This window comes from Streptomyces sp. NPDC127129, assembly GCF_042671585.1.
Lineage (GTDB): Bacteria > Actinomycetota > Actinomycetes > Streptomycetales > Streptomycetaceae > Streptomyces.
This window is the reverse complement of record NZ_JBHXTV010000001.1, coordinates 387,082-409,833: the sequence shown is the minus strand read 5'-3', so window position 1 is coordinate 409,833 and position 22,752 is coordinate 387,082. Positions and strand designations below refer to the sequence as shown.

Annotated in this window: 18 protein-coding genes; 9 read left to right on the top strand and 9 right to left on the bottom strand. The window is 71.7% G+C overall.

What is annotated here, in order from left to right; genetic code table 11:
• Window positions 1-14: 14 nt before the first annotated feature.
• Both ACFVGW_RS01730 and ACFVGW_RS01725 read left to right on the top strand, forming a co-directional pair.
• A complete protein-coding gene (locus tag ACFVGW_RS01730; protein WP_385850303.1) occupies window positions 15-2,189 on the top strand; it encodes a 3-hydroxyacyl-CoA dehydrogenase NAD-binding domain-containing protein in 2,175 nt (724 codons plus the stop codon).
• A 498-nt stretch (window positions 2,190-2,687) separates the two neighbouring features.
• On the top strand, window positions 2,688-3,566 hold the full coding sequence (locus ACFVGW_RS01725; RefSeq protein WP_385850302.1) for a hypothetical protein: 879 nt from the start codon (window positions 2,688-2,690) through the stop codon (window positions 3,564-3,566).
• Here the strand turns inward: ACFVGW_RS01725 and ACFVGW_RS01720 are convergent.
• On the bottom strand, window positions 3,563-4,336 hold the full coding sequence (locus tag ACFVGW_RS01720) for a MerR family transcriptional regulator (RefSeq protein ID WP_385850301.1): 774 nt from the start codon (window positions 4,334-4,336) through the stop codon (window positions 3,563-3,565). The two genes, ACFVGW_RS01725 and ACFVGW_RS01720, sit on opposite strands and share 4 nt — an antisense overlap.
• 121 nt (window positions 4,337-4,457) lie before the next feature.
• On the opposite strand from ACFVGW_RS01720, the gene ACFVGW_RS01715 reads away from it, so the two are divergent.
• Entirely contained in the window at window positions 4,458-4,940 is a 483-nt protein-coding gene (locus ACFVGW_RS01715; protein WP_385850300.1) for a macro domain-containing protein, read from the top strand.
• A gap of 104 nt (window positions 4,941-5,044) precedes the next feature.
• Complete coding sequence (locus ACFVGW_RS01710) at window positions 5,045-5,551, top strand: hypothetical protein (protein WP_385850299.1); 507 nt, start codon at window positions 5,045-5,047, stop codon at window positions 5,549-5,551.
• A 373-nt stretch (window positions 5,552-5,924) separates the two neighbouring features.
• Here ACFVGW_RS01710 and sph read toward each other — a convergent pair whose 3' ends face one another.
• Window positions 5,925-6,899, bottom strand: coding sequence for a sphingomyelin phosphodiesterase (gene sph / locus ACFVGW_RS01705; protein WP_385850298.1), 975 nt, complete (start codon window positions 6,897-6,899; stop codon window positions 5,925-5,927).
• Window positions 6,900-7,073: 174 nt separating this feature from the next.
• Between sph and ACFVGW_RS01700 the strand changes: the two genes are divergently transcribed.
• Entirely contained in the window at window positions 7,074-7,562 is a 489-nt protein-coding gene (locus ACFVGW_RS01700; RefSeq protein ID WP_383289830.1) for a hypothetical protein, read from the top strand.
• Between the two features lie 255 nt (window positions 7,563-7,817).
• Entirely contained in the window at window positions 7,818-8,645 is an 828-nt protein-coding gene (locus tag ACFVGW_RS01695) for an oxygenase MpaB family protein (protein ID WP_385850550.1), read from the top strand.
• On the opposite strand, the gene ACFVGW_RS01690 is transcribed toward ACFVGW_RS01695, so the two are convergent.
• The 7 genes from ACFVGW_RS01690 to ACFVGW_RS01660 all read right to left on the bottom strand — a co-directional run bounded on the left by ACFVGW_RS01690 (window position 8,620) and on the right by ACFVGW_RS01660 (window position 17,357).
• Window positions 8,620-9,987 (bottom strand): GH1 family beta-glucosidase, encoded by a 1,368-nt coding sequence (locus ACFVGW_RS01690; protein WP_385850297.1) that lies wholly within the window; start codon window positions 9,985-9,987, stop codon window positions 8,620-8,622. The genes ACFVGW_RS01695 and ACFVGW_RS01690 overlap by 26 nt on opposite strands.
• Before the next feature lie 122 nt (window positions 9,988-10,109).
• The gene (locus tag ACFVGW_RS01685; RefSeq protein ID WP_352186210.1) at window positions 10,110-10,949 is read right to left on the bottom strand and encodes a carbohydrate ABC transporter permease; all 840 of its coding nucleotides are present in this window, start codon (window positions 10,947-10,949) and stop codon (window positions 10,110-10,112) included.
• Window positions 10,946-11,914, bottom strand: coding sequence for a carbohydrate ABC transporter permease (locus ACFVGW_RS01680; RefSeq protein ID WP_383220018.1), 969 nt, complete (start codon window positions 11,912-11,914; stop codon window positions 10,946-10,948). The genes ACFVGW_RS01685 and ACFVGW_RS01680 overlap by 4 nt, the downstream gene beginning before the upstream one ends.
• 219 nt (window positions 11,915-12,133) lie before the next feature.
• Window positions 12,134-13,441: an ABC transporter substrate-binding protein gene (locus ACFVGW_RS01675; protein WP_385850296.1), complete on the bottom strand. Its 1,308-nt coding sequence runs from the start codon at window positions 13,439-13,441 to the stop codon at window positions 12,134-12,136.
• A 159-nt stretch (window positions 13,442-13,600) separates the two neighbouring features.
• On the bottom strand, window positions 13,601-14,629 hold the full coding sequence (locus ACFVGW_RS01670) for a LacI family DNA-binding transcriptional regulator (protein WP_385850295.1): 1,029 nt from the start codon (window positions 14,627-14,629) through the stop codon (window positions 13,601-13,603).
• 112 nt (window positions 14,630-14,741) lie between these two features.
• Entirely contained in the window at window positions 14,742-15,728 is a 987-nt protein-coding gene (locus ACFVGW_RS01665) for an ADP-ribosylation family protein (RefSeq protein WP_385850294.1), read from the bottom strand.
• Window positions 15,729-15,824: 96 nt separating this feature from the next.
• A complete protein-coding gene (locus tag ACFVGW_RS01660; protein WP_385850293.1) occupies window positions 15,825-17,357 on the bottom strand; it encodes a M1 family metallopeptidase in 1,533 nt (510 codons plus the stop codon).
• A 216-nt stretch (window positions 17,358-17,573) separates the two neighbouring features.
• Here ACFVGW_RS01660 and ACFVGW_RS01655 point away from each other — a divergent pair, with 216 nt between their 5' ends.
• The 3 genes from ACFVGW_RS01655 to ACFVGW_RS01645 all read left to right on the top strand — a co-directional run bounded on the left by ACFVGW_RS01655 (window position 17,574) and on the right by ACFVGW_RS01645 (window position 22,724).
• Complete coding sequence (locus tag ACFVGW_RS01655; RefSeq protein ID WP_385850292.1) at window positions 17,574-19,574, top strand: Xaa-Pro dipeptidyl-peptidase; 2,001 nt, start codon at window positions 17,574-17,576, stop codon at window positions 19,572-19,574.
• Window positions 19,571-20,890 (top strand): M14 family metallocarboxypeptidase, encoded by a 1,320-nt coding sequence (locus tag ACFVGW_RS01650; protein WP_385850291.1) that lies wholly within the window; start codon window positions 19,571-19,573, stop codon window positions 20,888-20,890. The genes ACFVGW_RS01655 and ACFVGW_RS01650 overlap by 4 nt, the downstream gene beginning before the upstream one ends.
• A 163-nt stretch (window positions 20,891-21,053) precedes the next feature.
• Complete coding sequence (locus tag ACFVGW_RS01645; RefSeq protein ID WP_385850549.1) at window positions 21,054-22,724, top strand: BCCT family transporter; 1,671 nt, start codon at window positions 21,054-21,056, stop codon at window positions 22,722-22,724.
• The last annotated feature ends 28 nt before the right edge of the window (window positions 22,725-22,752 follow it).

The window sequence follows — 22,752 nt, the reverse complement described above, 5'->3', positions numbered from 1 at the left end:
TCGGAGACACCACCATGAGCGAGAGCACCACCATCCGCTGGGAGCAGGACGAGTCCGGCGTCGTCACCCTCGTCCTCGACGACCCGAACCAGTCCGCGAACACCATGAACCAGGCGTTCAAGGAGTCGATCGCGGCGATCGCCGACCGTGCCGAGGCCGAGAAGGACTCCATCCGCGGCATCATCTACACCTCCGCGAAGAAGACCTTCTTCGCGGGCGGCGACCTCAAGGACATGATCCGGCTGCGTCCCGAGGACGCACAGATCGCCTTCGACACCGGCACCGAGATCAAGCGCTCGCTGCGCCGGATCGAGACGCTCGGCAAGCCGGTCGTCGCGGCCATCAACGGGGCCGCGCTGGGCGGCGGTTACGAGATCGCCCTCGCCTCGCACCACCGCGTGGCGCTCGATGCACCCGGCTCCAAGATCGGCCTGCCCGAGGTCACGCTCGGCCTCCTCCCGGCGGGCGGCGGCGTCACCCGTACCGTACGCCTCATGGGCATCGCCGACGCCCTGCTGAAGGTGCTGCTCCAGGGCACCCAGTACTCCCCGCAGCGCGCCCTGGAGAACGGCCTCGTCCACGAGGTGGCCGCCACGCCCGAGGAGATGCTCGCCAAGGCGCGCGCCTTCATCGACACGCACCCCGAGTCGCAGCAGCCGTGGGACGTCAAGGGGTACAAGATCCCCGGCGGAACCCCGTCGAACCCCCGGTTCGCCGCCAACCTCCCGGCGTTCCCCGCCAATCTGAAGAAGCAGCTGAACGGCGCGCCCTACCCGGCTCCGCGCAACATCCTCGCCTGTGCCGTCGAAGGCTCCCAGGTCGACTTCGAGACCGCGCTCACCATCGAGGCGCGCTACTTCACCGAGCTGGTCACCGGCCAGACGGCGAAGAACATGATCCAGGCCTTCTTCTTCGACCTCCAGGCGGTCAACTCCGGCGCCAACCGCCCCCAGGGCATCGAGCCGCGCCCCGTCCGCAAGGTCGCGGTCCTCGGCGCGGGCATGATGGGCGCCGGCATCGCGTACTCCTGCGCCCGCGCGGGCATCGAGGTCGTCCTCAAGGACGTCACGGCGGAGGCGGCGGCCAAGGGCAAGGGCTACTCCGAGAAGCTGTGCGCCAAGGCCGTCTCCCGTGGCCGGACCACCCAGCAGAAGGCGGACGAGCTGCTCGCCCGGATCACCCCGACCGCCGACCCGGCCGACCTGGCCGGCTGCGACGCCGTGATCGAGGCCGTCTTCGAGGACACCGCGCTCAAGCACAAGGTCTTCGAGGAGATCCAGGACATCGTCGAGCCCGACGCGCTGCTCTGCTCCAACACCTCCACCCTGCCGATCACCGTGCTCGCCGAGGGCGTCTCCCGCCCGGTCGACTTCATCGGACTGCACTTCTTCTCACCGGTCGACAAGATGCCGCTGGTGGAGATCATCAAGGGCGAGCGGACCGGCGACGAGGCGCTGGCCCGCGCCTTCGACCTGGTACGGCAGATCAAGAAGACCCCGATCGTCGTCAACGACTCGCGCGGCTTCTTCACCTCCCGGGTGATCGGCCAGTTCATCAACGAGGGCGTGGCGATGGTCGGCGAGGGCGCCGACCCCGCCTCGGTGGAGCAGGCGGCCGCACAGGCCGGCTACCCCGCCAAGGTGCTCTCCCTGATGGACGAGCTGACCCTCACACTGCCCCGGAAGATCCGGAACGAGACGCGGCGCGCGATCGAGGAGGCCGGCGGCACCTGGACCGGGCACCCCGCGGACGCGGTGATCGACCGGCTGGTCGACGAGTTCGGGCGTACGGGACGGAGTGGGGGCGCGGGCTTCTACGCGTACGACGAGGCCGGCAAGCGGGTCGGTCTCTGGCCCGGACTCCGCGAGCACTTCACCCGGTCCGACGTCCACATCCCCTTCGAGGACATGAAGGAGAGGATGCTCTTCTCCGAGGCGCTGGACTCGGTCCGCTGCCTGGAGGAGAACGTCCTGACCTCGGTCGCCGACGCGAACATCGGTTCCGTCATGGGCATCGGCTTCCCCGCCTGGACCGGCGGTGTGCTCCAGTACATCAACGGCTACGAGGGCGGTCTGCCCGGCTTCGTGGCACGCGCGCGTGAGCTGGCGGAGAAGTACGGCGAGCGCTTCCAGCCCCCGGCGCTGCTGGTGGAGAAGGCGGAGCGGGGCGAGGTGTTCACGGACGCCTGACACCTCTGATCCGCTGAACGGCCCCGTCGCACCACCCTTCGATCATCCGATCGAGCGGTGCGGCGGGGCCGCGTCGCGTGGGGCCGGGGACGAAGCCCCGGGTCCCTCTACGCTCGCAGACGATCAAGGAGGTCGGATGCGGAACAGGACCATTCGCTGGATCCGGGGCGTCATGCTGGCCGTGCTCGGTGTGTTGGGTGCGGCCGGGCTCGTCGCGTGCGACTCCGACAAGCCCGACCCCGCGGACTCCCCATCGCCGCCTGACGCGGTGTCCAGTCCGCCCGCCTCTCCGCCGGTGCAGCCGCAGCAGTCCCAGCAACCGCAGCCGGCGGACACCGGGGCGCCATACGTTCCGCCCGAACCGCAGCCACCGGTGAAGAGCGGAGACGAGGACGGCGACCCGACGTCCGCCCCGAGCTTCGACGAGACGCAACCGCCATCGCCCCCGACGCCCGACGGGCCTTCGGAGCCGATCGAACAGCCCGGTCCTGACAGCACGTGAGCGAGCCGCCCCTGGACGACCCGTCCGAGGAACCGGAGGCCGATCCCTACCGCCCCACCGCGCTCCTCCGGATGGTCGTCGCGCAAGGAACGTTCATCGCCGCGCTCCTGTTCTACCTCGGCGCGATGTACATGAGCACGTTCTACGCGTATTTCCACATCTCCCTCAGCACCCTCGACCTGGGCTTCGGTGAACTGGTGACCCAGAGCCTGCGGCTGCTGAAGCTCGAGGTCCTGGTGGCCGCCGGGTTGATCGTGCTGGTCGTGGCGGCGCCCTGGGCCCGGTCCCGGGCCCGGACGTACCGGGGCGGGGAGCGCCGTACCGCCGCCAGGGCCGAAGCCCTCGCCGCCCGCCTGTCCGTGCCCGTCGTGGTCATCGGTGTGGTGCTGCTCGCCCTGTGGAGCGAGATCCAGCCGTACGGTTGGACCGCACCCCTCCTTATCGCCGTCGGGTTGCTCATGGGCCAGTGCCGTGATTCCCAGGGCCGGCGGCCGAAGGGGCTGCGACGCAAGGCGCTCCCGGTCTTCGCGGCCGGGGCCTTTCTTTTCTGGACTCTCACCCAGGTCACCGTCCAGACGGCCCAACGGGACGCCAGGGCCCGCGCCGACCATGTCACCGATTGGACCGGCGTGATGATCCTCAGCAGTCATCCGCTCGCCCTCCCCACCGGCAAGGTCAAGCGGGAGGTCCTGGCGAGCGGGCTGCGTCATCGCTACCGCTACACCGGGCTGCGCCTGCTCCTGGAACACGATGGGCGGTACTACGTGGTACCCCTCGGCTGGGACGTGGAGCGTGACGCGATGTACATCGTCCGGGAGAGCGACGCCGTGTGGATCGGCCTCACGCCGGGTACCCAGCCGCGCTTGCTCGGCTAGTCGGTCCCCGCCCCCGACTCCGTGCCGAAGGCCGCTCGCAGTTCCTCCCGGAGGGACCGCTGGAAGGCCGTCACGAGGGCCTGGATCACCATCGGCTGCATGTGCGCGGAGAGCGACTTCATCGCGGCGAGGTGGTCCGGGTCCTCGGCCCGCTCCCGGTACGGGTTCCAGACCTCCTCCCGGAAGAGGCGGGACAACTCCTGGGCCGCCACGCGCGCGTGCTCCAGCAGGACCGTGCGGGAGGCGAGGATCGTCTCGTGGGCGATGGGCACGTCGAGCAGCTCGACGCCGAGCCGCAGCAGCGAGGCGTCGAGCCGGAAGACCTCGGGGTCGGCGCCCTTGTCGAGGACGCCCATGGCCGCGAGGCGGTCGACGTCCTCGTCGGTGAGCGCCCGTCCTGCGCGCCGCTCCAGCTCGCGCCGGGTGGTCTCCTCGGCGGACTCGGGTGCCCAGGCGGCGATCAGGGCCCGGTGGACGGCCAGGTCCCGCTCGCTGAGGTCGGGCGGCAGCTGGTGCAGATAGCGTTCGATGGCCGCGAGCGTCATCCCCTGCCGCTGGAGCTCTTCGATCAGGGCCAGGCGGGACAGGTGCCCGGGCCCGTAGTGTCCGACCCGGCGCGGACCGATGGCGGGCGGCGGCAGCAGCCCCTTGGTGCTGTAGAAGCGGACGGTCCGCACGGTGACCCCCGCCCGTGCGGCCAGCTCGTCGACGGTGAACGTCGGCGTCTGCTCGGGCTGCCCGGGCGGCTGCGCCTCGGTCTCGGTGGCCATCTGAGGTGCCTCGCTTCCGGTGCCGTGCCTGACGTGCGTCCCTCGGTGCAACAGTATTGCTGTCTCACCAGCGATGTAAAAGCGTGCGGTCGATGTCGGTGGTGACCCCTACGGTGGTGACATGACGGGGATCTCTTACGTACGGGGGGACGCCACCGCGCCGCACGGCAAGGGCGTCAAGATCATCGCGCATGTCTGCAACGACCTGGGCGGCTGGGGCAAGGGGTTCGTCCTCGCGCTGTCTCGCCGCTGGCCGGAGCCGGAGGCGGCCTACCGCCGCTGGCACCGGGAGCGCGCGCGGAACGACTTCGCGCTGGGCGCGGCCCAGTTCGTGCAGGTCGGACCGTACGTCTGGGTGGCCAACCTGGTCGGCCAGCGCGGGATGCGCACCGGCCGGAGCGCGGGGGTGCCCGTGCGGTACGAGGCGATCGACGCGGCGCTCGGCCTGCTCGCCACGAAGGCGGGGGAGTTGGGGGCCTCCGTGCACATGCCCCGGATCGGCTGCGGGCTGGCCGGCGGGACGTGGTCACGGGTCGAGCCGCTGATAGCCGAGCGGCTCACGGCGCGGGGGATACCGGTCACCGTGTACGACTTCGACGCTTAGGCGGGCGTACGGGTGCACCGTCCGCCCCGCACGCGGTCTGGCGTGTACCTGCCGCTAGAGTCACGTGCTTGTTCGAATTCGGGGATGGGTTACTGGGGAGGGTCATGTACGCGGAACTCAGGGATACGGCCACGGAGTTGGCCGGGGTCCTGTGGCGTGAACACACCGTGTACCGCGAGCGGGGCGGTGGGGTCGTGATCCGGGGTGAGCACGTGGAGCGCTGGATCAGCCTGGCCCCGACCGGTGGCAGGAACCAGGCCCGGCTGCGTGCCGGGCGCCTCCTGGACGGTGGCACCACGGCGCCGGCGCGCTCGGAGACCGTGGTCGACCTCTCGGCCGGGACGGCGGAGCTGGCCGCGGTCTGTCGCCGGCTGCTCGCCGACGTCGCCGCCGCGGACTCGCCGGCCCCTTCCCGGGCCCGCTCCGAACGCCCGCCCCGCTTTGAGCGCCCGCGCCGCGCCGGGCGCCCGCCCCGCTCCGAACGCCCGCCGAAACCCGCCCGCCCGGCCACGAGGCGCCACACGAGCCTCGGCTCCTGGCTGGTGGTGCTCTGCGTGGCCGGCATCGTGGGGCTCTGGGCGTACACCCAGTTCGGCCGGTACGGGTACTAGCGCCGTCCTCATCGGGTCTCAGCGGTCACCGCGGCACCTGCGCGAGAGGCGCCTTCGCGGTCGTCTCCTGCGCAGCTCCGGGGTGGACACCGACGGGGTGGAGGATCCGTCGGCCACGGCCAGGGGCATGGGTCGTTCGCCTTTGGGGACGCGAGCCCGCCGCCCGCTGCTCGGGGAGCGTCGGCGCGCATCCTCGTCCACGGCACCGCCTCCCGAAAACGGTCACCAGCCGGGTGCAGCTGTCCGGCCGAACCACACGCGCCCCCCGCGGAGGGCCCGGCCGGTCCGGTGCCGGTGCCACGCACTCGGCCCGCCGGCGCTCGGAGGCGCGGCGGGCCGAGGGCCTGAGGTCAGGCCGGTCAGGTCAGGCCGGTCAGAACGCGGTGACCGGGTAGTGGTCGCTCAGGTTGGTGTACGTGTAGCGCGTGCCCCAGCTGGAGACCGTCCAGGGCGCGCTCTTCTCCAGGACCACGTTGTTCGTCCAGTTCGCCGGGCGCGCGTTGCCCGAGCGGTACAGGACGTAGTCGAGGTCCTCGCGCGGGTCGTCCGGGTAGCGCTCGGAGGCGATCGAGTTCAGCTCGGTGTCGAAGGAGTACGGGTGACCCGTGCGGGCGTCCGCCCCGGCCAGGCCCGCGTCGGCGAGCATCGTGCCGTACTCGGGCGTCCGGGAGTCGACGTTCATGTCGCCGGCCACGATGACCTGCTCGTTCGCCGGGATGTTCTTGCCGTCGAGGAACGCGTCCATCGCCTTGAACTGCCGGCTGCGCATCTGCGCCGCCTCGCCCGCCGAGCAGCCCGGGTCCGTGGACTGGGCGTGGGTGCCGACGACGTGGACCTTGCTGCCGTTCACGTCGAGGACGGTGTAGACGAAGCCCTTGTTGGAGTACCAGTCCGCGCCGCAGGCGTCCTTGTAGACGTACTGCTCCTTGCGGACGATCGGCCACTTGCTGAGGATCGTCACGCCGCCGTCCTCCGGCGTGGTGGCCGAGTAGGCCCCGCCGGTCGCGTCCCAGCCCGACTTGCTGCGGCCCATGACGGGGGTCTGGTACGGGTACTGGGCGGCCGAGTTCGCCTTGAGCGCGTCCGAGGAGGAGTTGTCGAAGGCCTCCTGGATCACGACGACGTCGTGGCCCTGGTAGAAGGAGGCGGCGGGTATCGCCTTGGCCCGGTGGTCCTGGCCCCAGTTCGGGTAGAGCGTCTTGCTGAAGAGGAAGGCGTTGTAGCTGAGCACCTTCAGGCGCGGGGCCTCGGCGGCCGAGGCCGACGGCGCTGCCGTGGCCAGGGTCGCGGCAGCGAGCGCCAGCGACAGGGCGGCGCCGGAGACACGGCGGTGTGCGGCGAGCGGCACAGAAACTCCTTCTGCGGGTGGGGGGTTGGAGCGGCGCCGCACATCAAATCAGCCGTAGTTACCTTGCGGTAGCCATTGGGTGCCGGGAATCTTGCGCGGTCATGTCAGCACGAACCGTCACCGGGAGCGGCCACCGGGGAAAGGGCCCCATGTCCGAGCGGGTATCATGCGCGCATGACCCTCGCGCAGAATTCGACGATCTTCGACATGGACCTTGGTCCGCTCAACCCGGTCACGGCTGAGCTGATCCTCGGCGTGGTCCTGTTCGCCCTCACCTTCCTGATCCTGGCGAAGGGCATCCTGCCGAAGATCAACCGCACCCTCGCCCAGCGCGAGGACGCCATCGCCGGCGGCACCGAGCGCGCCGACGACCTGCGCGCCGAGGCCACGCAGATCCGCGAGCAGTACGAGGCCGAGCTGGCCGAGGCCCGCCACGACGCGGCCCGCATCCGCTCCCAGGCGACCGAGGAGGGCGCGACCGCCATCGCCGCCGCCCGCGCCGAGGGCATCCGCGAGCGCGAGGCCATCCTCGCCGCCGGCGCCGAGCGTATCGCCGACGAGCGCGCCGCCGCCGAGCGCGAGCTCGCCGCCGACGTCGACGCCTGGGCCCGCGCCCTGGCCGGCCGCATCGTCGGCGAGCCGGTCGGCGCCGACCGCGGCTGACGCACCCACGTACCACCAGATCGGGGCCGTGCCCCGGGCCTCGGCCCGGCGCACGGCCCCGGACTTTTGGGTCTTTGCCGCAGCGGCCCGAGCGAGGCAGGCTGAGAACGTGAGGAGAGAACGCACGTGAGCGGACCGAAGGACGCCGGCAAGGCCGCCACGACGGCGAGCGGGACGACCGGCAGCGGCCGCCGGGCGGATCCCGACACGGCCGGGTCTCCCGCACCGCCGCCCGTCGGCGGGGTCCTCTGGGGCATGGCCGGAGACATCCGGGGGCTGCTCATGCTGCCGGCCGCGTTCACCCTGCAGGTCGCCCACCCCGCCGTCGGCGCCGGTGTGGACCAGTACTCCGTCTTCCGCACCGACCCCTGGGGCCGTGGCGAGCGCTCCCTGCGCTCCCTGCAGCTCTGGGTGTACGGCGGCGAGGCGGCGATCGAGGAGGGGCGCAGGGTCCGGCGGCTGCACCGGACCATCCAGGGCACCGACACCCGCGGCCGCCCCTACCACGCGCTCACCCCCGCCACCTACGCCTGGGTGCACGCCACCGGGTTTCCGGTCTTCCACTACGGCCGGAGCTACCTCGCCCGCCCGCTCACCGAGGCGCAGGAACGGCAGCTCTACGCCGAGTGGCTCCAGGTCGGCCGCATCCTCGGCATCCACGACCGGGACATGCCCCCGACGATCGAGGAGTTCTGGCCGTACTACCGCGCCATGCTCGCCGAGGAGGTGGAGGCCACCCCCGTCGTACGCGAGCTGGTCGCCTCCGACCAGGAGGTCCCGCCGCCCGACCGGGGCCCCTTGCCGCTGCGGCTGCTGCTCAGGGCGCTCTGGCCGGTGATCATGCCCCGGTACACCCGGTTCCGCTCCTTCGTCACCGTCGGTCTGATGCCGCCGGACGCCCGCGAGGCCCTCGGCCTGGAGTGGACCGACGAACAGGAGCGGCGGCTGCGCCGCTTCACCCGGGTGGTACGGGCCGTGGTGCCCGTACTCCCCGAGCGGCTGCGCTACCTGCCCCTGGCCAGGAAGGCCCGGCGGGAGGCCCGTCTCGAGGCCCGGCTCAGCGGGCCAGCCCGCCGCGCCTGATCACCTCCGCGTACCAGCGCGCGCTGTCCTTGGGCGTACGGCGCTGGCTCGCGAAGTCCACGTGGACCATCCCGAACCGCTTGCCGTAGCCGTACGCCCACTCGAAGTTGTCCAGCAGCGACCAGAGGAAGTACCCCCGCACGTCCGCACCGTCGGCGATCGCGCGGTGCGCGGCCGCGAGATGGGCGTCGAGGTACGTCACCCGCTCAGGGTCGTGGACCTCGCCCTCGGGGTCGGCGTAGTCGTCGTACGCGGCGCCGTTCTCGGTGATCAGCAGCGGCACCTCCGGCAGCTCGTCACGGAGCCGGACGAGCAGCTCGTACAGGCCGTCCGCGTCCACCGGCCAGTCCATCGCGGTGCGCGGTCCCGCTGCCGGAACGAACCGCACCTGCTCCGGCGCGCCCGGCCAGGGCGAGGGGGACTCCGAGACGCCGGCGCAGACGACGGAGGGGGAGTAGTAATTGATCCCCAGCGAGTCGATGGGCGTGGCGATCGCCTCCAGATCGCCGTCCCGGACGAAGGACCAGTCCGTGATGTCCGCGGTGTCCTCGACCAGGTCGGCGGGGAGACGGCCGTGGAAGACCGGATCGAGGAAGATCCGGTTGCCGACGGCGTCGATGCGGCGGGCCGCGTCGCGGTCCTCGGGTGCGTCGGACAGCGGCCTGATCGCGTGGAGGTTGAGCGTCAGGGACAGCTCCGCCGAGGCGGGGACGGCCGCGCGCAGGACACCGGCGGCGAGGCCGTGGGCCAGATTGAGGTGGTGGGCCGCGCGCAGGGCGGCCGCGTCGTCGGTGCGGCCCGGCGCGTGGACACCGGAGCCGTAACCGAGGAACGCGGAGCACCAGGGTTCGTTGAGGGTCGTCCAGGTGGTGACCCGGTCGCCCAGCGCCTCGGCGGCGAGCGCCGCGTACTCGGCGAACCGCTCCGCCGTCGCCCGCTCCGGCCAGCCTCCCGCGTCCTCGAGCTCCTGGGGCAGATCCCAGTGGTAGAGCGTGGCGACCGGCCGGATTCCGGCGTCGAGCAGCTCGTCGGCCAGCCCGCGGTAGAAGTCGAGGCCTTTCTGGACGGCCGGGCCGCGTCCGGTCGGCTGGATCCGGGACCAGGAGAGGGAGAAGCGGTAGTCCGTGAGGCCCAGCTCCTTCATCAGGGCCACGTCCTCGCGCATCCGGTGGTAGTGGTCGGCGGCGATGTCACCGGTGTCGCCGTTGCGCACCTTGCCGGGCGTACGGCTGAAGGTGTCCCAGATGGACGGGGTGCGGCCGTCCTCGGCGGCGGCGCCCTCGATCTGGTAGGCGGCGGTCGCCGCGCCCCAGCGGAAGCCGTCGGGGAAGAGAGCGTTCATGGACGGAGACCTCCTGTGAGAGGGAGAGAAGGAGAGGGCTGCCCGAGCCGGCCGGCGGGCCCGTGCGGGGCGGAGGCCGGGTGGGCGGGCCCGGGTGGGCGGAGCCCGGGCGGAGGAGTGCTTCAGCCCTTGACGGCGCCCTGCATGATGCCGCCGACGATCTGCCGGCCCAGGAGGCCGAAGACGAGCAGGACGGGCAGCGTGCCCAGCAGGGTGCCCGCCATGATCACGGACTGGTCGTGCACGTATCCGCCGCCGAGCTGGCGGAGCGCGACCTGCACGGTCGGCTCCTGCGAGGAGAGCGCGATGATCGGCCAGAAGAAGTCGTTCCACGCGGCCATGAAGGTCAGCAGCCCGAGCACGGCCATCCCGGGCCGGGCCACGGGCACCACGATCGACCAGAAGATCCGCGCCGAGGAGGCCCCGTCGACCCGGGCCGCCTCGATCAGCTCGTCCGGCAGTGCCTGGACCAGGAACTGGCGCATGAAGAAGACCCCGAAGGCCGAGACGAGTCCCGGCAGGATGACCGACTGCAGCTGGTTCACCCATCCCAGTTCGGCGATCAGCATGAAGAGCGGGATCACCCCGAGCTGCGGCGGGATCATCATCGTGCCGACGGTGATCGCGAGCAGCGCGCCCCGGCCGCGGAAGCGCAGTTTGGCGAAGGCGAACCCGGCCAGTGTGCAGCAGAGCACCGTGCCGACGGTGATGGAGCCCGAGACCACGAGGGAGTTGAAGAGGGCCTTGCCGATGTCCGCCTCCTCCATCACCGCCTCGAAGTTGCGGAAGAGGTTCGGGCCGGGCAGCAGCGTCGGCGGCACCTGCGCGAGATCGGCGTTTGACCGGCTGGCGGCGACGATCGTCCAGTAGAACGGGAAGGCGGAGACCAGGACGGCGAGGATCAGGATCGCGTACGTGATCCGGCCCCCGCGGCCCGTACGGCCGGCGACACGCGTGGTCATGCCCGGCCCTCCTTCCGTGAACGGTGGCGCACGATCAGGGCGTTGACCCCGACGACGACGAGGATGAGCAGGAACATCAGCCAGGCGATGGCGGCGGCGCGTCCGAGGTGGAAGAAGCCCCAGCCCTGTTCGTACAGATAGAGACCGAGCGTCTGGTACTGGTGGGAGATGCCACCCGAGATGGACCCCTCGAAGAGCAGCGGCTCACCGAAGAGCTGGGTCGCCCCGATCGTCGAGACGACGGTGGTGAACACGATCGTGGGACGCAGACCGGGCAGGGTCACGTGGAAGAACTGGCGCCAGCGGGAGGCCCCGTCCACCTCCGCCGCCTCGTACAGCTCGGCGGGGATGGACTGCATGCCCGCCAGGTAGATCAGGGCGTTGTAGCCCGTCCAGCGCCAGATCACGATCGACGAGACGGCGATCTGCGAGGCGAGCGTGCCGTTCTGCCAGTCGACCGGGCCGAAACCGACCAGTGAGAGGGCGTAGTTGACGAGCCCGTAGTCGTGCCCGAAGAGCTGGGCGAAGACGAGGGTGGCGGCGGCGACGGAGGTCGCGTACGGCAGCAGCATCGCCGTACGGAAGAACGTCCGGCCGCGCAGCTTGTAGTTGAGCAGATGGGCGAGGCCGAGCGCCATCGCGAGCTGCGGCACGGTGGACAGCACACCGATCGTGAAGGTGTTGCGCAGCGCGGTCCAGAAGAACTCGTCGGTCAGCAGCGCCGCGTAGTTGCCGAATCCGCGCCACTCCATCTCGCCGGGGGTCTGCAGCTCGACGCGGTAGAGCGAGACGAAGGCGGTGTAGAGCAGCGGGAAGAGACCGAACGCCGCGAACAGGGTGAAGAACGGGGCGAGATAGGCGTACGGCACGAGGGCGGACCGTCTGCGGCGGCGGGCCGGTCCGGAGGACCGGGCCGACGACGGCGGGACGGGCGCCTTCGTCGGCCCGGAGGCGGTCAGGGTCACGGTGCGGCCCTTCGAGTCGGATGATCGGGTGCGGTGCGCCGCGACGCTGCGGCGGCTTCTCCGGCGGGCGGGCGCGTCGGCCGGCGGGCGCGTCTGCGGGCGGACGGGCCGGTCGGCGGAGGCGCATCGGCCGGCGGACGGGCCGGTCGACGGAGGCGGTCGGTCGGCGGGCCTGCGGGTGGGGGGCACGAGCGTCCCGTGCCCCACACCCCGCAGGCGTCAGCCGACCGCGTTCTCGACGCCCTTCTGGGCGTTGGACCATGCCTTGTCGGGGGAGGTGCCCTTGCGCTCCACCTCGCTCAGCGCGTTGGTGATCTGGTCGGCGACGTTCTTGTCGTGGACCCCGAGCACCTGCACCGGCGCGGCCTTGGCCGCGTCGCCGAAGATCTGTCCGATCGGCGCACCCGAGAAGTACGGGTCCGTCGCCGTCGCGACCTTGGCGATGGCACCGGTCGACGAGGGGAAGTTCCCCTGCTTGGTGAAGAGCACGGCCTGCTGCTCGGGGGCGGTGAGCCACTTGATCAGCTCGTACGCCTCCTTCTTGTGCTTCGCCGCACGCGGTACGGAGAGGTACGAACCGCCCCAGTTGCCGGCGCCGCCGGGCAGCTTGGCGACGTCCCACTTGCCCTTGCCGGCGTCACCCGCCTGGCCCTTGATGTAGCCCAGCATCCACGCGGGGCAGGGGAGCGTCGCGAAGGAACCGGTCGAGAACGCCTGGTTCCACTGCGGCGACCACTGGTCGAGCTTGGCGCTGAGCCCCTCCTGCGCGGCCTTGGCCGAGGTGTCCCACGCGTTCTTCACGGCGGGGCTGTCGGCGTAGACGAGCTTCCCGGAGGCGTCGTAGTACCGCTCCTTCTCCTGGCCGATCATGACCGCGTACAGGCTGCCGACGCTGTCCACCCAGGCGCTCTTGGCCGGAGCCTTGGCCTTGTACTGCTTGCCGAGATCCAGATAGCCGTCCCAGGTGGACCACTTCTGTGCCAGCTCGGCGCGGTCCGTGGGGAGTCCGGCCTGCTTGAACAGGTCCGTGCGGTAGCACATGGCCTCGGGGCCGACGTCCGTGCCGAGCCCCAGGACCTTGCCGTCCTTGGTGGTCGCGGCGGACCACTTGGCCTCGGCGAACTCGCCCTTGAGGGCGTCCGCGCCGTACTTCGTCAGGTCCTCGAACTTGTCCGACTGCTGCTGGGTGACGGAGGCGATCCGGCCGACCTCGATGCCCTGGACGTCGGCGAGCCCGCCCCCGCCGGCCAGCCGGGTCTGGAGCGACTTCCAGTAGTCCTGCTCGTCCTCGGTGTCGGACTGCTTGATCGTCACGTCGGGGTGCAGCTTCTCGTACGCGGCGTAGAGCCCGGCCTCCTTGTAGCCGAACGAGCCGAAGAGGTCGACGGTGATCGTGACCTTTCCGCCCGCGCTGTCGGAGGAGCCGTCGGACCCCCCGGATCCGCAGGCGGCGAGCAGGGCCCCGGTGAGAACGACCGCGCCGATCCGTACGGCGGCGGTCGTTCTGGCGGCTCGGGCTGTGGGCATGGAAGGCCTCCGTCTTGAGAGCGCTCTCAGGAATGCGTCTGGAGCGTGCCTTCCGGGGCGGGTTCCCGTCAAGAGTCGAACGCGTAACAGCTCGGAGTACGCTGGAACTTGTCCGACCGCTTCAGGAGCCGTAGGCGACGCGACACCGGCCGGGGAAGGTCACGCGGAGGCCCGGCGGACCAGCCGGGTCTCGGTGATCACCGGCTCCGCGACGCCCGCGCCGTTCAGCGTCCGCATCAGCAGCCGGACCATCAACCGGCCCATCCCCTCGATGTCCTGACGGACCGTCGTGAGCGGAGGGTCGGTCGACTCGGCCACCGGGAGCATGTCGTCGAAGCCGACGAGCGCCACGTCCTGCGGGACCCGCCGGCCGTGTTCGCGCAGGACGCGCAGCGCGCCCGACGCCATCAGGTCGTTGGCGGCGAAGACGGCGTCCAGATCGGGGCGGCGGCGCAGCAGTTCGGCCATCGCGCGCGCCCCGCTCTCCTCCGTGAACGCCCCTTCGGCGACCAGGTCCGCCCCGGCGTCCGGCAGTTCGTCCCGGTATCCGTCGAGCCGGTCGAGCGCGGAGGTCTGGTCGCGCGGCCCGGTGATGTGCGCGATGTTCCGGCGGCCGAGCGACCGGAGATGACGCACCGCGGTGCGGGCGCCTCCGCGGTTGTCGCAGTCGACGTACGGGACGGGCGGCTCGCCCGCGGGCCCCGTCCAGCCGGGCCGCCCGCCGAAGACCGTGGGCACCTGCGCGCGCCGGACGATCTCCGGGAGCTGGTCGTCGTTGTGGAGCGAGAAGGCGAGCGCCCCGTCGACATGGCCGCCGCCGAGGTATCGCGCGATCCGCTCGTGATCGCCCGGGCCCTCCACCCAGAGCAGGACCAACTGGGTGTCATGGGCGGTCAGTTCTCGGCTGATGCCGCGCACCTGCTGCTCGAAGAAGGGATCGGAGAAGATCCGGAACTCGGGCTCCGCGATGATCACGGCGACGGCGCCGTTGCGCCGGGTCACCAGGGTCCGCGCGGCGTGGTTGGGGATGTACCCGAGCTCCTCGACGGCCTCGCGCACCTTCTCCGCGAGCGCCTCCCGCACTCCGGCCCCGCCGTTGACGACGCGGGACACCGTCGCCCGTGACACCCCGGCGCGCGCGGCGACGGCTTCCAGGGTCGGGCGCGTCCCGGTCGTCGTTTCGCTCAAGGCTGGCTCCCCACGGGCATGGTGGTGCGACAGTGCTGACAGCGTCGAGGGTAACGCCTGGTCGGCCGGGCCAGGGGGGCGGGGAAAGCGCTCTCGGTCACCCGGGCCCCGCTCAGCGATCCGCTCGCAGGACGTCCACGCTCCGCAGCCCCCGGTGGCGGTGGTGGGCATCCGCGATGCCCGCGAGCGACGGGCGGCCCAGTTCCCGGTAGGCCACGGCGAGCAGCTCGTGCGCGTACGCCTCGTGCTCCGCGCGGCCGTACGAGGCCCAGTGCAGGTCCCGGCCCAGTGCCAGGGCCTCGGCCGGATCGCCGCCGTCCGCTCGTCGCAGGGCCTCGTCACGGGCCTCCCGGACCGCCTCGGCGTCGTCGAAGAGCCTCTCCAGGGAGGTCGCCAGGCGGTACGTGTCGGCCGCGCCCAGCGGCGGACGGTCGAGCGCCGTCGCCCCGGAGACCAGGGCCCCCGCGCCGTCCATGGTCGTGGTCCGGGCGGTGTCGACGGGCCTCCGCCGGAAGACGTACGCCTCGGAGTAGGCGAGCCCCTGCTCCGTACGCTCCCCGGTCTCGAAGCCGGTCAGCGCCGTCCGCAGGTGCCCGAGACCGTCGAGGCGCGCCTGCTCCTCCTCGTCCCCGTCGGCCGCGTAGTCGGCGAGATCGCGCTGTGCTGCCTCGATCCGGGCCCGGACGGCCTCCAGAGGGGTGCGGTGCCACCGCTCGATCCCCTCGCCGTCGTTGGTGTAGTACGAGGCGACGGCGTCGCACACGCGCCCGTCGTCGGACCAGAGGCCGAAGTGCAAGCCGTCGCTACCCCCGTGCAGGAAGGTGAGGAACTCCGGCGGATCGCGGTAGTACCGCCCGTGCACCCGGATGTCGAGGCCCTCCCGGGGGAGCGCCGACGGGTCGGCGAACAGGTCCGTCACGCCGTACGGAGAGAGCTCCAGGTCACTCAGCGCCCGCCGCTCGACGGGGCCGAGTGCGGCGAGGAAGTCGGTGAACCGGAAGAAGGAGTCGGGCAGTTCGAGCCCCCACTCCGCTTCGACCCGCCGCGCGACGGCCTCCCGCACCGCCGGATCGCCGTACCGCTCCGCCTGCACCGCCACCGTCCGCTCCCGCCTGCCGTATCCGTACTGCCGGCGAGCCTATCCAGGGCGGACGGGCGCGCCCGCCCCGGGACGGGGGTGGGCGCGCCCGCGCACTCAGTGCTCGTGGATCGTGTTCGTCTCCGCGATCTTCTTCCACGACTTCGGCTGCACCGGCTCAGCGGCGGTGGCGGCCGCGGAAGCCGCCGCGGGCCCCGCGTCGGCCGACCGCGCCGAAGCGCCCGCACCGCCCGCCGTCGACGTGGCCGGCTTGACCGGCTGGTAGAGCCAGGTGTCGAAGAGCTCGGCCAAGGGCTTGCCCGAGACCCGCTCGGCGTACGCGACGAAGTCCGCCACGTCGGCGTTGCCGTACCGGAACTCCGTCGGCCAGCCCTTCAGGACGGCGAAGAAGTCCTCGTCGCCGATCTCGTTGCGCAGCGCCTGGAGCGCCAGCGCGCCCCGGTCGTACACGGCGATGTGGAACTGGTTGTCGGGCCCCGGGTCGCCCGGCTTGACGGTCCAGAACGGGTCCTCGGCCGTCCGCGTGCCGTAGACGTAGTCCGCCAGCTCCTGGGCGGTGCCCTCGCCCTCCTTCTCCGACCACAGCCACTGGCTGTAGCGGGCGAAGCCCTCGTTGACCCAGATGTCCTTCCAGTGGTCGACCGAGACGCTGTCGCCGTACCACTGGTGCGCCAGCTCGTGGACGACCACCGACACGTTCGCCCCGTTGGCGAACTGCCGGGGGCTGTAGAACGGCCGGGTCTGCGTCTCCAGGGCGTATCCGCTGGTCACGTTGGGGACGTAGCCGCCGAGCGCGTTGAACGGGTACGGTCCGAAGACCTCCTCCAGCCACTCCGTGACCTCGGCCGTGCGCTCGATCGACGCCCGCGCCGCGCCCGCGTTGTCGCCGAGGTCCTTGCTGTAGGCGTTGAGGACGGGGAGCCCGCCCGCCGTCGTGTCGGTGGTGATGTCGAACTTCCCCACCGCGAGCGTGGCCAGATACGTCGCCTGCGGCTTGTTGGACCGCCAGTTGTAGCGCGTCCAGCCGAGCCGCGAGGACTGCGACTGCAGCACACCGTTGCTGATCGCCTGCGTGCCGTCCGGCACCGCGACCGAGACGTCGAACGTCGCCTTGTCCAGGGGGTGGTCGTTGGACGGGAACCACCAGGCGGCCGAGTCCGGCTCCTGGGCGGCCACACCGCCGTCGGGGGTGCGGTGCCAGGCGGTCCAGCCGCCGATCTTCACCTCGGAGGGCTTGCCCGCGTACCGCACGACGACGGTGACCGTTCGGTTCTTCTCCAGCGGGGTCGCCGGGGTGACCACCAGCTCCTGCTCGCCGCTCGTGGTGAACCGCGCCTTCTTGCCGTTCACCCGCACCTCGCCGGCCTTCAGTCCGAGGTCGAGGTTGAAGCGGGAGAGGTTCTGCTTCGTGGTGGCGACGATCGTCGCCGTGCCCTCCAGAAGGTCGGTCGCGGGCTGGTAGGTCAGCCTCAGGTCGTAGTGGGAGACGTCGTAGCCGCCGTTGCCACTGGCCGGGTAGTAGGGGTCGCCGATGCCCGATGCGCCGGGAACGTAGTCGGCGGCCGATGCCGGGATCGCCAGCAGGAGAGAGGCCGCGAGCGCGCTCGGAACGACAAGTCTGCGGTGCACGAGAGCTCCAAGTCGGTAGGGAGGGAGAACGTAAGGCGTCCGAAGGGTGTTCGGTCCTTAGCGACGCTATTCAGCAACTCGACGCCCCGTCACGTCCAGAGGACCTCCTTTCACACGATCGCCATTCGGCCGAAACGAACCCTCGCGTCGCAGGCGGCCCGTCCGGACCCGACGGCCCTCTTTTGCGCGGGAGTTGACGGGGGTACGTTCCGCCCCATGGCGATACGTGAGCGGAGAACCCGCGGAGTCCGTCTGTCGTTCAGAACCCTGGCCGTGGCCGCGACGGCCGCCCTGATGTCCGCCCTCGTCTCCCCGGCCGGCGCCACGACCCGGGCGGACGCCTCAGGGGTACGGGAGTCCCGGCCGGTGTACTCCTACGGCGACGCCGTCCGGGAATCCGTCTGGGTGGACACCGGACTCGACGGCGACGGCGACGGCCGTACCGACCGGGTCGCCGCCGACATCATCCGCCCCCGCGAGGCAGCGGCGACCGGCCGGAAGATCCCGGTCATCATGGACGCGAGCCCGTACTACGCCTGCTGCGGCCGGGGCAACGAGAGCCAGAAGAAGACCTACGACTCCGCCGGCGACCCCGTGCAGTTCCCGCTCTTCTACGACAACTACTTCGTGCCCCGCGGCTACGCCTTCGTCGCCGTCGACCTCGCCGGCACCAACCGCTCCGACGGCTGCGACGACGTCGGCGGCCGCTCCGACGTCCGGTCCGCCAAGGCGGTGGTCGACTGGCTGAACGGCCGCGCCCGCGGCTACACCACCCGCACCGGCTCCGAACGGGCCCGCGCCACCACCTGGTCCACCGGCAAGGTCGGCATGATCGGCAAGAGCTGGGACGGCACCATCGCCAACGGCGTCGCCGCGACCGGTGTGGAGGGCCTGGAGACGATCGTCCCGATCGGCGCGATCTCCTCCTGGTACGACTACTTCCACTCGCAGGGCGCCCCGCTCTACAACGCCAATCCCAGCTGGCTCTCCGACTACGTCAACAGCCCCGAGGCGCAGGGGCGTTGCGGCGCGGTCCAGGACCGCATCACCGCCGCCACCCCGTACAGCGGCGACTGGACCCGCGCCTGGAGCGAGCGCGACCACGTCCCGGACGCCGGGAAGGTGCGGGCGAGCGTCTTCGTCGTGCACGGGCAGCAGGACCTCAACGTCCGCGCCAACCAGTTCGGCCAGTGGTGGGACGCCCTCGCCGCCCGCGGTGTCGAGCGCAAGATCTGGCTCTCCCAGACCGGCCACGTCGACCCCTTCGACTTCCGGCGCGCCGACTGGGTCCGCACCCTGCACCGCTGGTTCGACCACTACCTCCTCGGCCACGACAACGGCATCGACCGCGAGCCGATGGCGGACATCGAGCGGGCGCCGGACCGCTGGACCACCGACCGCGTCTGGCCGCCGCGCGCCACCGAGCCCACCACCCTGCGCCCCGGCACCGGCCGGGCACCCGGCGTGGGAACGCTGACCCGCACCCCCGCCGCCCCCGGCGCCACGGAGACCTTCACCGACGACCCCACCCTGGGCGAGACCGACTGGGCCGCGCGGATCGACGACCCCACCCCCGCCAAAGCCGGGTTCACCAGCCGGCCGCTCACCCGCGACCTGCGGCTCTCCGGCCCCTCCACGGTGACCGTCACGGCCACCCCGTCCACCGCGACCGCGCACCTGACCGCCGTTCTCGTCGACCTCGGCCCCGACACCATCAGGGACTACGCGGCGCCCGGCGAGGGCATCACCACCCTCGCCCAGCGGTCCTGCTGGGGCGCGAGCACGAGCGGCGACAGCGCCTGCTTCAAGGAGACCGAGGCCCGTACGGCGGACGTGGACCTCACCGTCGTCAGCCGCGGCTGGGCCGACCTGGGCACCTGGGCCGATCTGCGCAAGGGCAGGCCGCTGACACCCGGCACGGCCTACACGATCACGCTGAAGCTGGCGGCCACCGACCACGTCGTGCCGGCGGGCCACCGGCTCGCCCTGATCGTCGGCGGCACGGACCGGGACCTTCTCGACCCTCCGTCCACCACGCCGACCCTCACCCTCGACCTCACTCGTACGTGGGCGAAACTTCCCCTCGTCGGCGGCGCCTCGGCCTTCGCGCGGGCGACGGCCGGTACCGTCGGCGCTCGCTCGGCACAGGCCGGGCAGCCGCTCACCGGTGTCGGGCCCGCGCGGTCGGACATCCCTGTCCCGGGTGAGGCCCGATGACCCGCGCACCGAGCCGCCGCTCCCGGCGCACGATCGTCCTCGTGGCGGGGGTCGCGGCCCTCGCCCTCCCGCTCGTCGCCGTGCCCGCCGAGGCGGCCGGCGGCGCGGCCCCGGCCCCGCCCCCGCGGACCGGGTTCGAGCTGAGCCAGGGGGCGCGGTGGACCACGGAACGGCAGGAGACCGACTTCCTCGCCGCCGTCGACCGGGGCAGTGACCGTGTCGCCGTGCGGACCGTCGGGACGACGAAGCAGGGGCGCCCGATCCGGCTCGCCACGGTCGGCACCCGCGGCCCGAGCGCGGCCCCCACCACCGTGCTGCTCGTCTGCTCCCAGCACGGTGACGAACCCTCGGGCCGGGAGGCCTGCCTCACCACCCTGCGTGACCTGGCGTTCGCCCGGGACGCCGAGACCCGCCGCTTCCTCTCCCGTACGACCGTCCTCGTCGTCCCCACCGCCAACCCCGACGGGCGCGAGGCGGACACCCGGGGAAACGCCGACGGGATCGACGTCAACCGTGACCACATCGCCCTGGAGACCTCCGAGGGCCGTGCCCTCGCCGCCCTCGTCCGGGACCGGCGCCCCGAGCTGATCTACGACCTGCACGAGTACGACGGCACCTCGCCGTACTACGACAAGGACCTGCTCGCCCTCTGGCCGCGCAACCTCAACGCCGACGCCCAGGTGCACGACGAGGCCCGCACCCTGTCGGAGTCCTACGTCCGGCCGGCGGCCGGGCTCGCCGGCTTCAGCAGCGGGATCTACGGCATCTGGACCGATCCCCTGACCGGGCAGCCGGTGAGGCAGGTGGCCGGTGACGGCCAGGAGCGCATCCTGCGCAACACGGCCGGCGTCAAGCACTCCGTCGGTCTGCTCGTCGAGACCCGGATCGAGGCCCTGACCGAGGCCGAGAAGGACGACGCCGCCCGGAACCAGCGCCGCCGCGTCGCCACCCAACTCAGCGCGCTGAAGGGTGCCTTCGCCTACGTGGCGGAGCGGCGTGGCCGCCTCGGCGCGGCGACGGCACTGGCGCGCCACGCCGGGTTCGCCGACCGGGGGCCCGTGCTTCTCGGCGGCGCCGACAACGACCCGGCCGACCCCGCGGAGATCCTCCAGGACCCGCCCTGCGGCTATCGCCTCGACGCCGCCCAGTACGCCGAGTTCGGCGACGAGCTGGCGCTGCACGGGGTCACGGTCCGCAGGGAGGGCGGCGGGGCGTTCGTCCCCCTGCGCCAGTCGCAGCGGGCCCTGGTCCCGCTGCTGCTCGACGGCCGGGCCACCTACCGGCTCACCACCGGCGTGCCGGTGGAGGTCTGTTGATCGGCTGAGTTGGTCCCGGAAGTAGCCCGTCACCTGTGGTACTGCCTTACGGAGCGAGTTGAGTTTGTCCGTAATGCCGTGAAAGGTGCCACCTGTGTCGCAGGAAGATCAGAGAGCGGGCGAACCCCGCGGCGGCGGGGGCCGGGGTGGGGGCCGTGAGGGGCTGCCGGTGACGGCGGCCCTCCCGCGCCACCCCGGCCACGAACCCAGGGCCCGGACCGACTGGATCGTGTTCGGTGTCACCGCCGTCCTCACCGTCGCCTTCGTGGTCTGGGGCGCCACCGCCACGGACAGCCTGGAGAGCGTCTCCAGCAAGCTCCTCGACGGCCTGATCCGCAACTGGGGATGGGCGTTCATGCTCGCCGCCTCCGGTTTCGTCGTCTTCGCGCTGTGGCTCGCCATCAGCCGGTACGGGCGGATCACGCTCGGCCACGAGACCGAGGGCCCGGAGTTCCGGACCGTGTCGTGGATCGCGATGATGTTCAGCGCGGGCATGGGCATCGGCCTGATGTTCTACGGCGTGAGCGAACCGCTCGCCCACTACGGCACCCCGCCGCCCGGCACCAGCCCCGCCGACTCGGCGGAGCGGATGCAGGTCGCCATGGCGACCACCCTCTTCCACTGGACGCTCCATCCCTGGGCGATCTACGCCGTCGTGGGCCTCGCGATCGCGTACTCCACGTTCCGGCGCCGCCGGCGGCAGACCATCAGCGCCGTCTTCGTGCCGCTGATCGGGAAGAAGGCGGCCAACGGAGCTCCGGGCCGGGTCATCGACATCCTGGCCATCTTCGCCACCCTCTTCGGCTCGGCCGCCTCGCTGGGCCTCGGCGCGCTCCAGATCGGCAGCGGCGTCGAGGAGTTGGGCTGGCTGGAGACGACCGGCACCGGGCTGCTCGTCGGGATCATCGCCGTCCTGACCGTGGCCTTCGTGCTGTCCGCCGTCTCGGGTGTCGAGAAGGGCATCCAGTGGCTCTCCAACACCAACATGGTGCTCGCCCTGGTGCTCGCCGTGTTCGTCTTCGTGGCCGGCCCGACCATCGTCGTACTCGACCTGCTGCCCACCTCGATCGCCGCCTACATCGGCGACCTGCCGCAGCTGATCGGCCGCACCGAGGTCACGGGCGGGGAGGACGTCCATGACTGGCTGGGGAGCTGGACCGTCTTCTACTGGGCCTGGTGGATCTCCTGGACGCCCTTCGTCGGCATGTTCATCGCCCGCATCAGCAAGGGCCGGACGATCCGTCAGTTCGTCGGCGGGGTCATCCTCGTGCCGAGCACGGTGAGCCTCATCTGGTTCGCCATCTTCGGTGGCACGGCGATGAAGCTGAGCGAACGCGGCCAGCTGGGGGACGAGACGACTCCCGAGGGGCAACTCTTCGGCCTTCTCCAGGAGTTCCCCCTCACCGGCGCGATGAGTCTGCTCGTGATGATCCTCGTCGGCATCTTCTTCGTGTCGGGCGCGGACGCGGCCTCGATCGTCATGGGCACGCTCTCGCAGCGCGGCTCCTTCGAACCGACCCGTCCCGTGGTGGTGTTCTGGGGCGTGGTGACCGGGGCCGTCGCCGCGATCATGCTCCTCATCGGGGACGGGCAGGGTGACGCGCTCGCGGGCCTCCAGAACCTCACGATCCTGGTGGCCGCGCCGTTCGTCCTCGTGATGATCGGCATGTGCGTGGCGCTCATGCGGGACCTCCGGCACGACCCGCTGATCGTCCGGGGCGAAGTGGGCGAGGAGGTCGTCGAACTCGCCGTGATCGCGGGCCACGAGAAGTACGACGGCGACTTCGAGCTGCGGATCGGGCCCGGCGCGCGGACGCCGGGGGACGAACCCTGACCCGTGCCGGCCGGCTCCGGCCCGATCC

Bases quoted from the DNA above. Each gene is read 5' to 3' on its own strand.
- ACFVGW_RS01730 (WP_385850303.1), top strand. From the start codon at position 15: ATGAGCGAGAGCACCACCATCCGCTGGGAGCAGGACGAGTCCGGCGTC.
- ACFVGW_RS01720 (WP_385850301.1), bottom strand. From the start codon at position 4,336: ATGGCCACCGAGACCGAGGCGCAGCCGCCCGGGCAGCCCGAGCAGACG.
- ACFVGW_RS01715 (WP_385850300.1), top strand. From the start codon at position 4,458: ATGACGGGGATCTCTTACGTACGGGGGGACGCCACCGCGCCGCACGGC.
- ACFVGW_RS01710 (WP_385850299.1), top strand. From the start codon at position 5,045: ATGTACGCGGAACTCAGGGATACGGCCACGGAGTTGGCCGGGGTCCTG.
- ACFVGW_RS01700 (WP_383289830.1), top strand. From the start codon at position 7,074: ATGACCCTCGCGCAGAATTCGACGATCTTCGACATGGACCTTGGTCCG.
- ACFVGW_RS01695 (WP_385850550.1), top strand. From the start codon at position 7,818: ATGGCCGGAGACATCCGGGGGCTGCTCATGCTGCCGGCCGCGTTCACC.
- ACFVGW_RS01690 (WP_385850297.1), bottom strand. From the start codon at position 9,987: ATGAACGCTCTCTTCCCCGACGGCTTCCGCTGGGGCGCGGCGACCGCC.
- ACFVGW_RS01685 (WP_352186210.1), bottom strand. From the start codon at position 10,949: ATGACCACGCGTGTCGCCGGCCGTACGGGCCGCGGGGGCCGGATCACG.
- ACFVGW_RS01675 (WP_385850296.1), bottom strand. From the start codon at position 13,441: ATGCCCACAGCCCGAGCCGCCAGAACGACCGCCGCCGTACGGATCGGC.
- ACFVGW_RS01655 (WP_385850292.1), top strand. From the start codon at position 17,574: ATGGCGATACGTGAGCGGAGAACCCGCGGAGTCCGTCTGTCGTTCAGA.
- ACFVGW_RS01650 (WP_385850291.1), top strand. From the start codon at position 19,571: ATGACCCGCGCACCGAGCCGCCGCTCCCGGCGCACGATCGTCCTCGTG.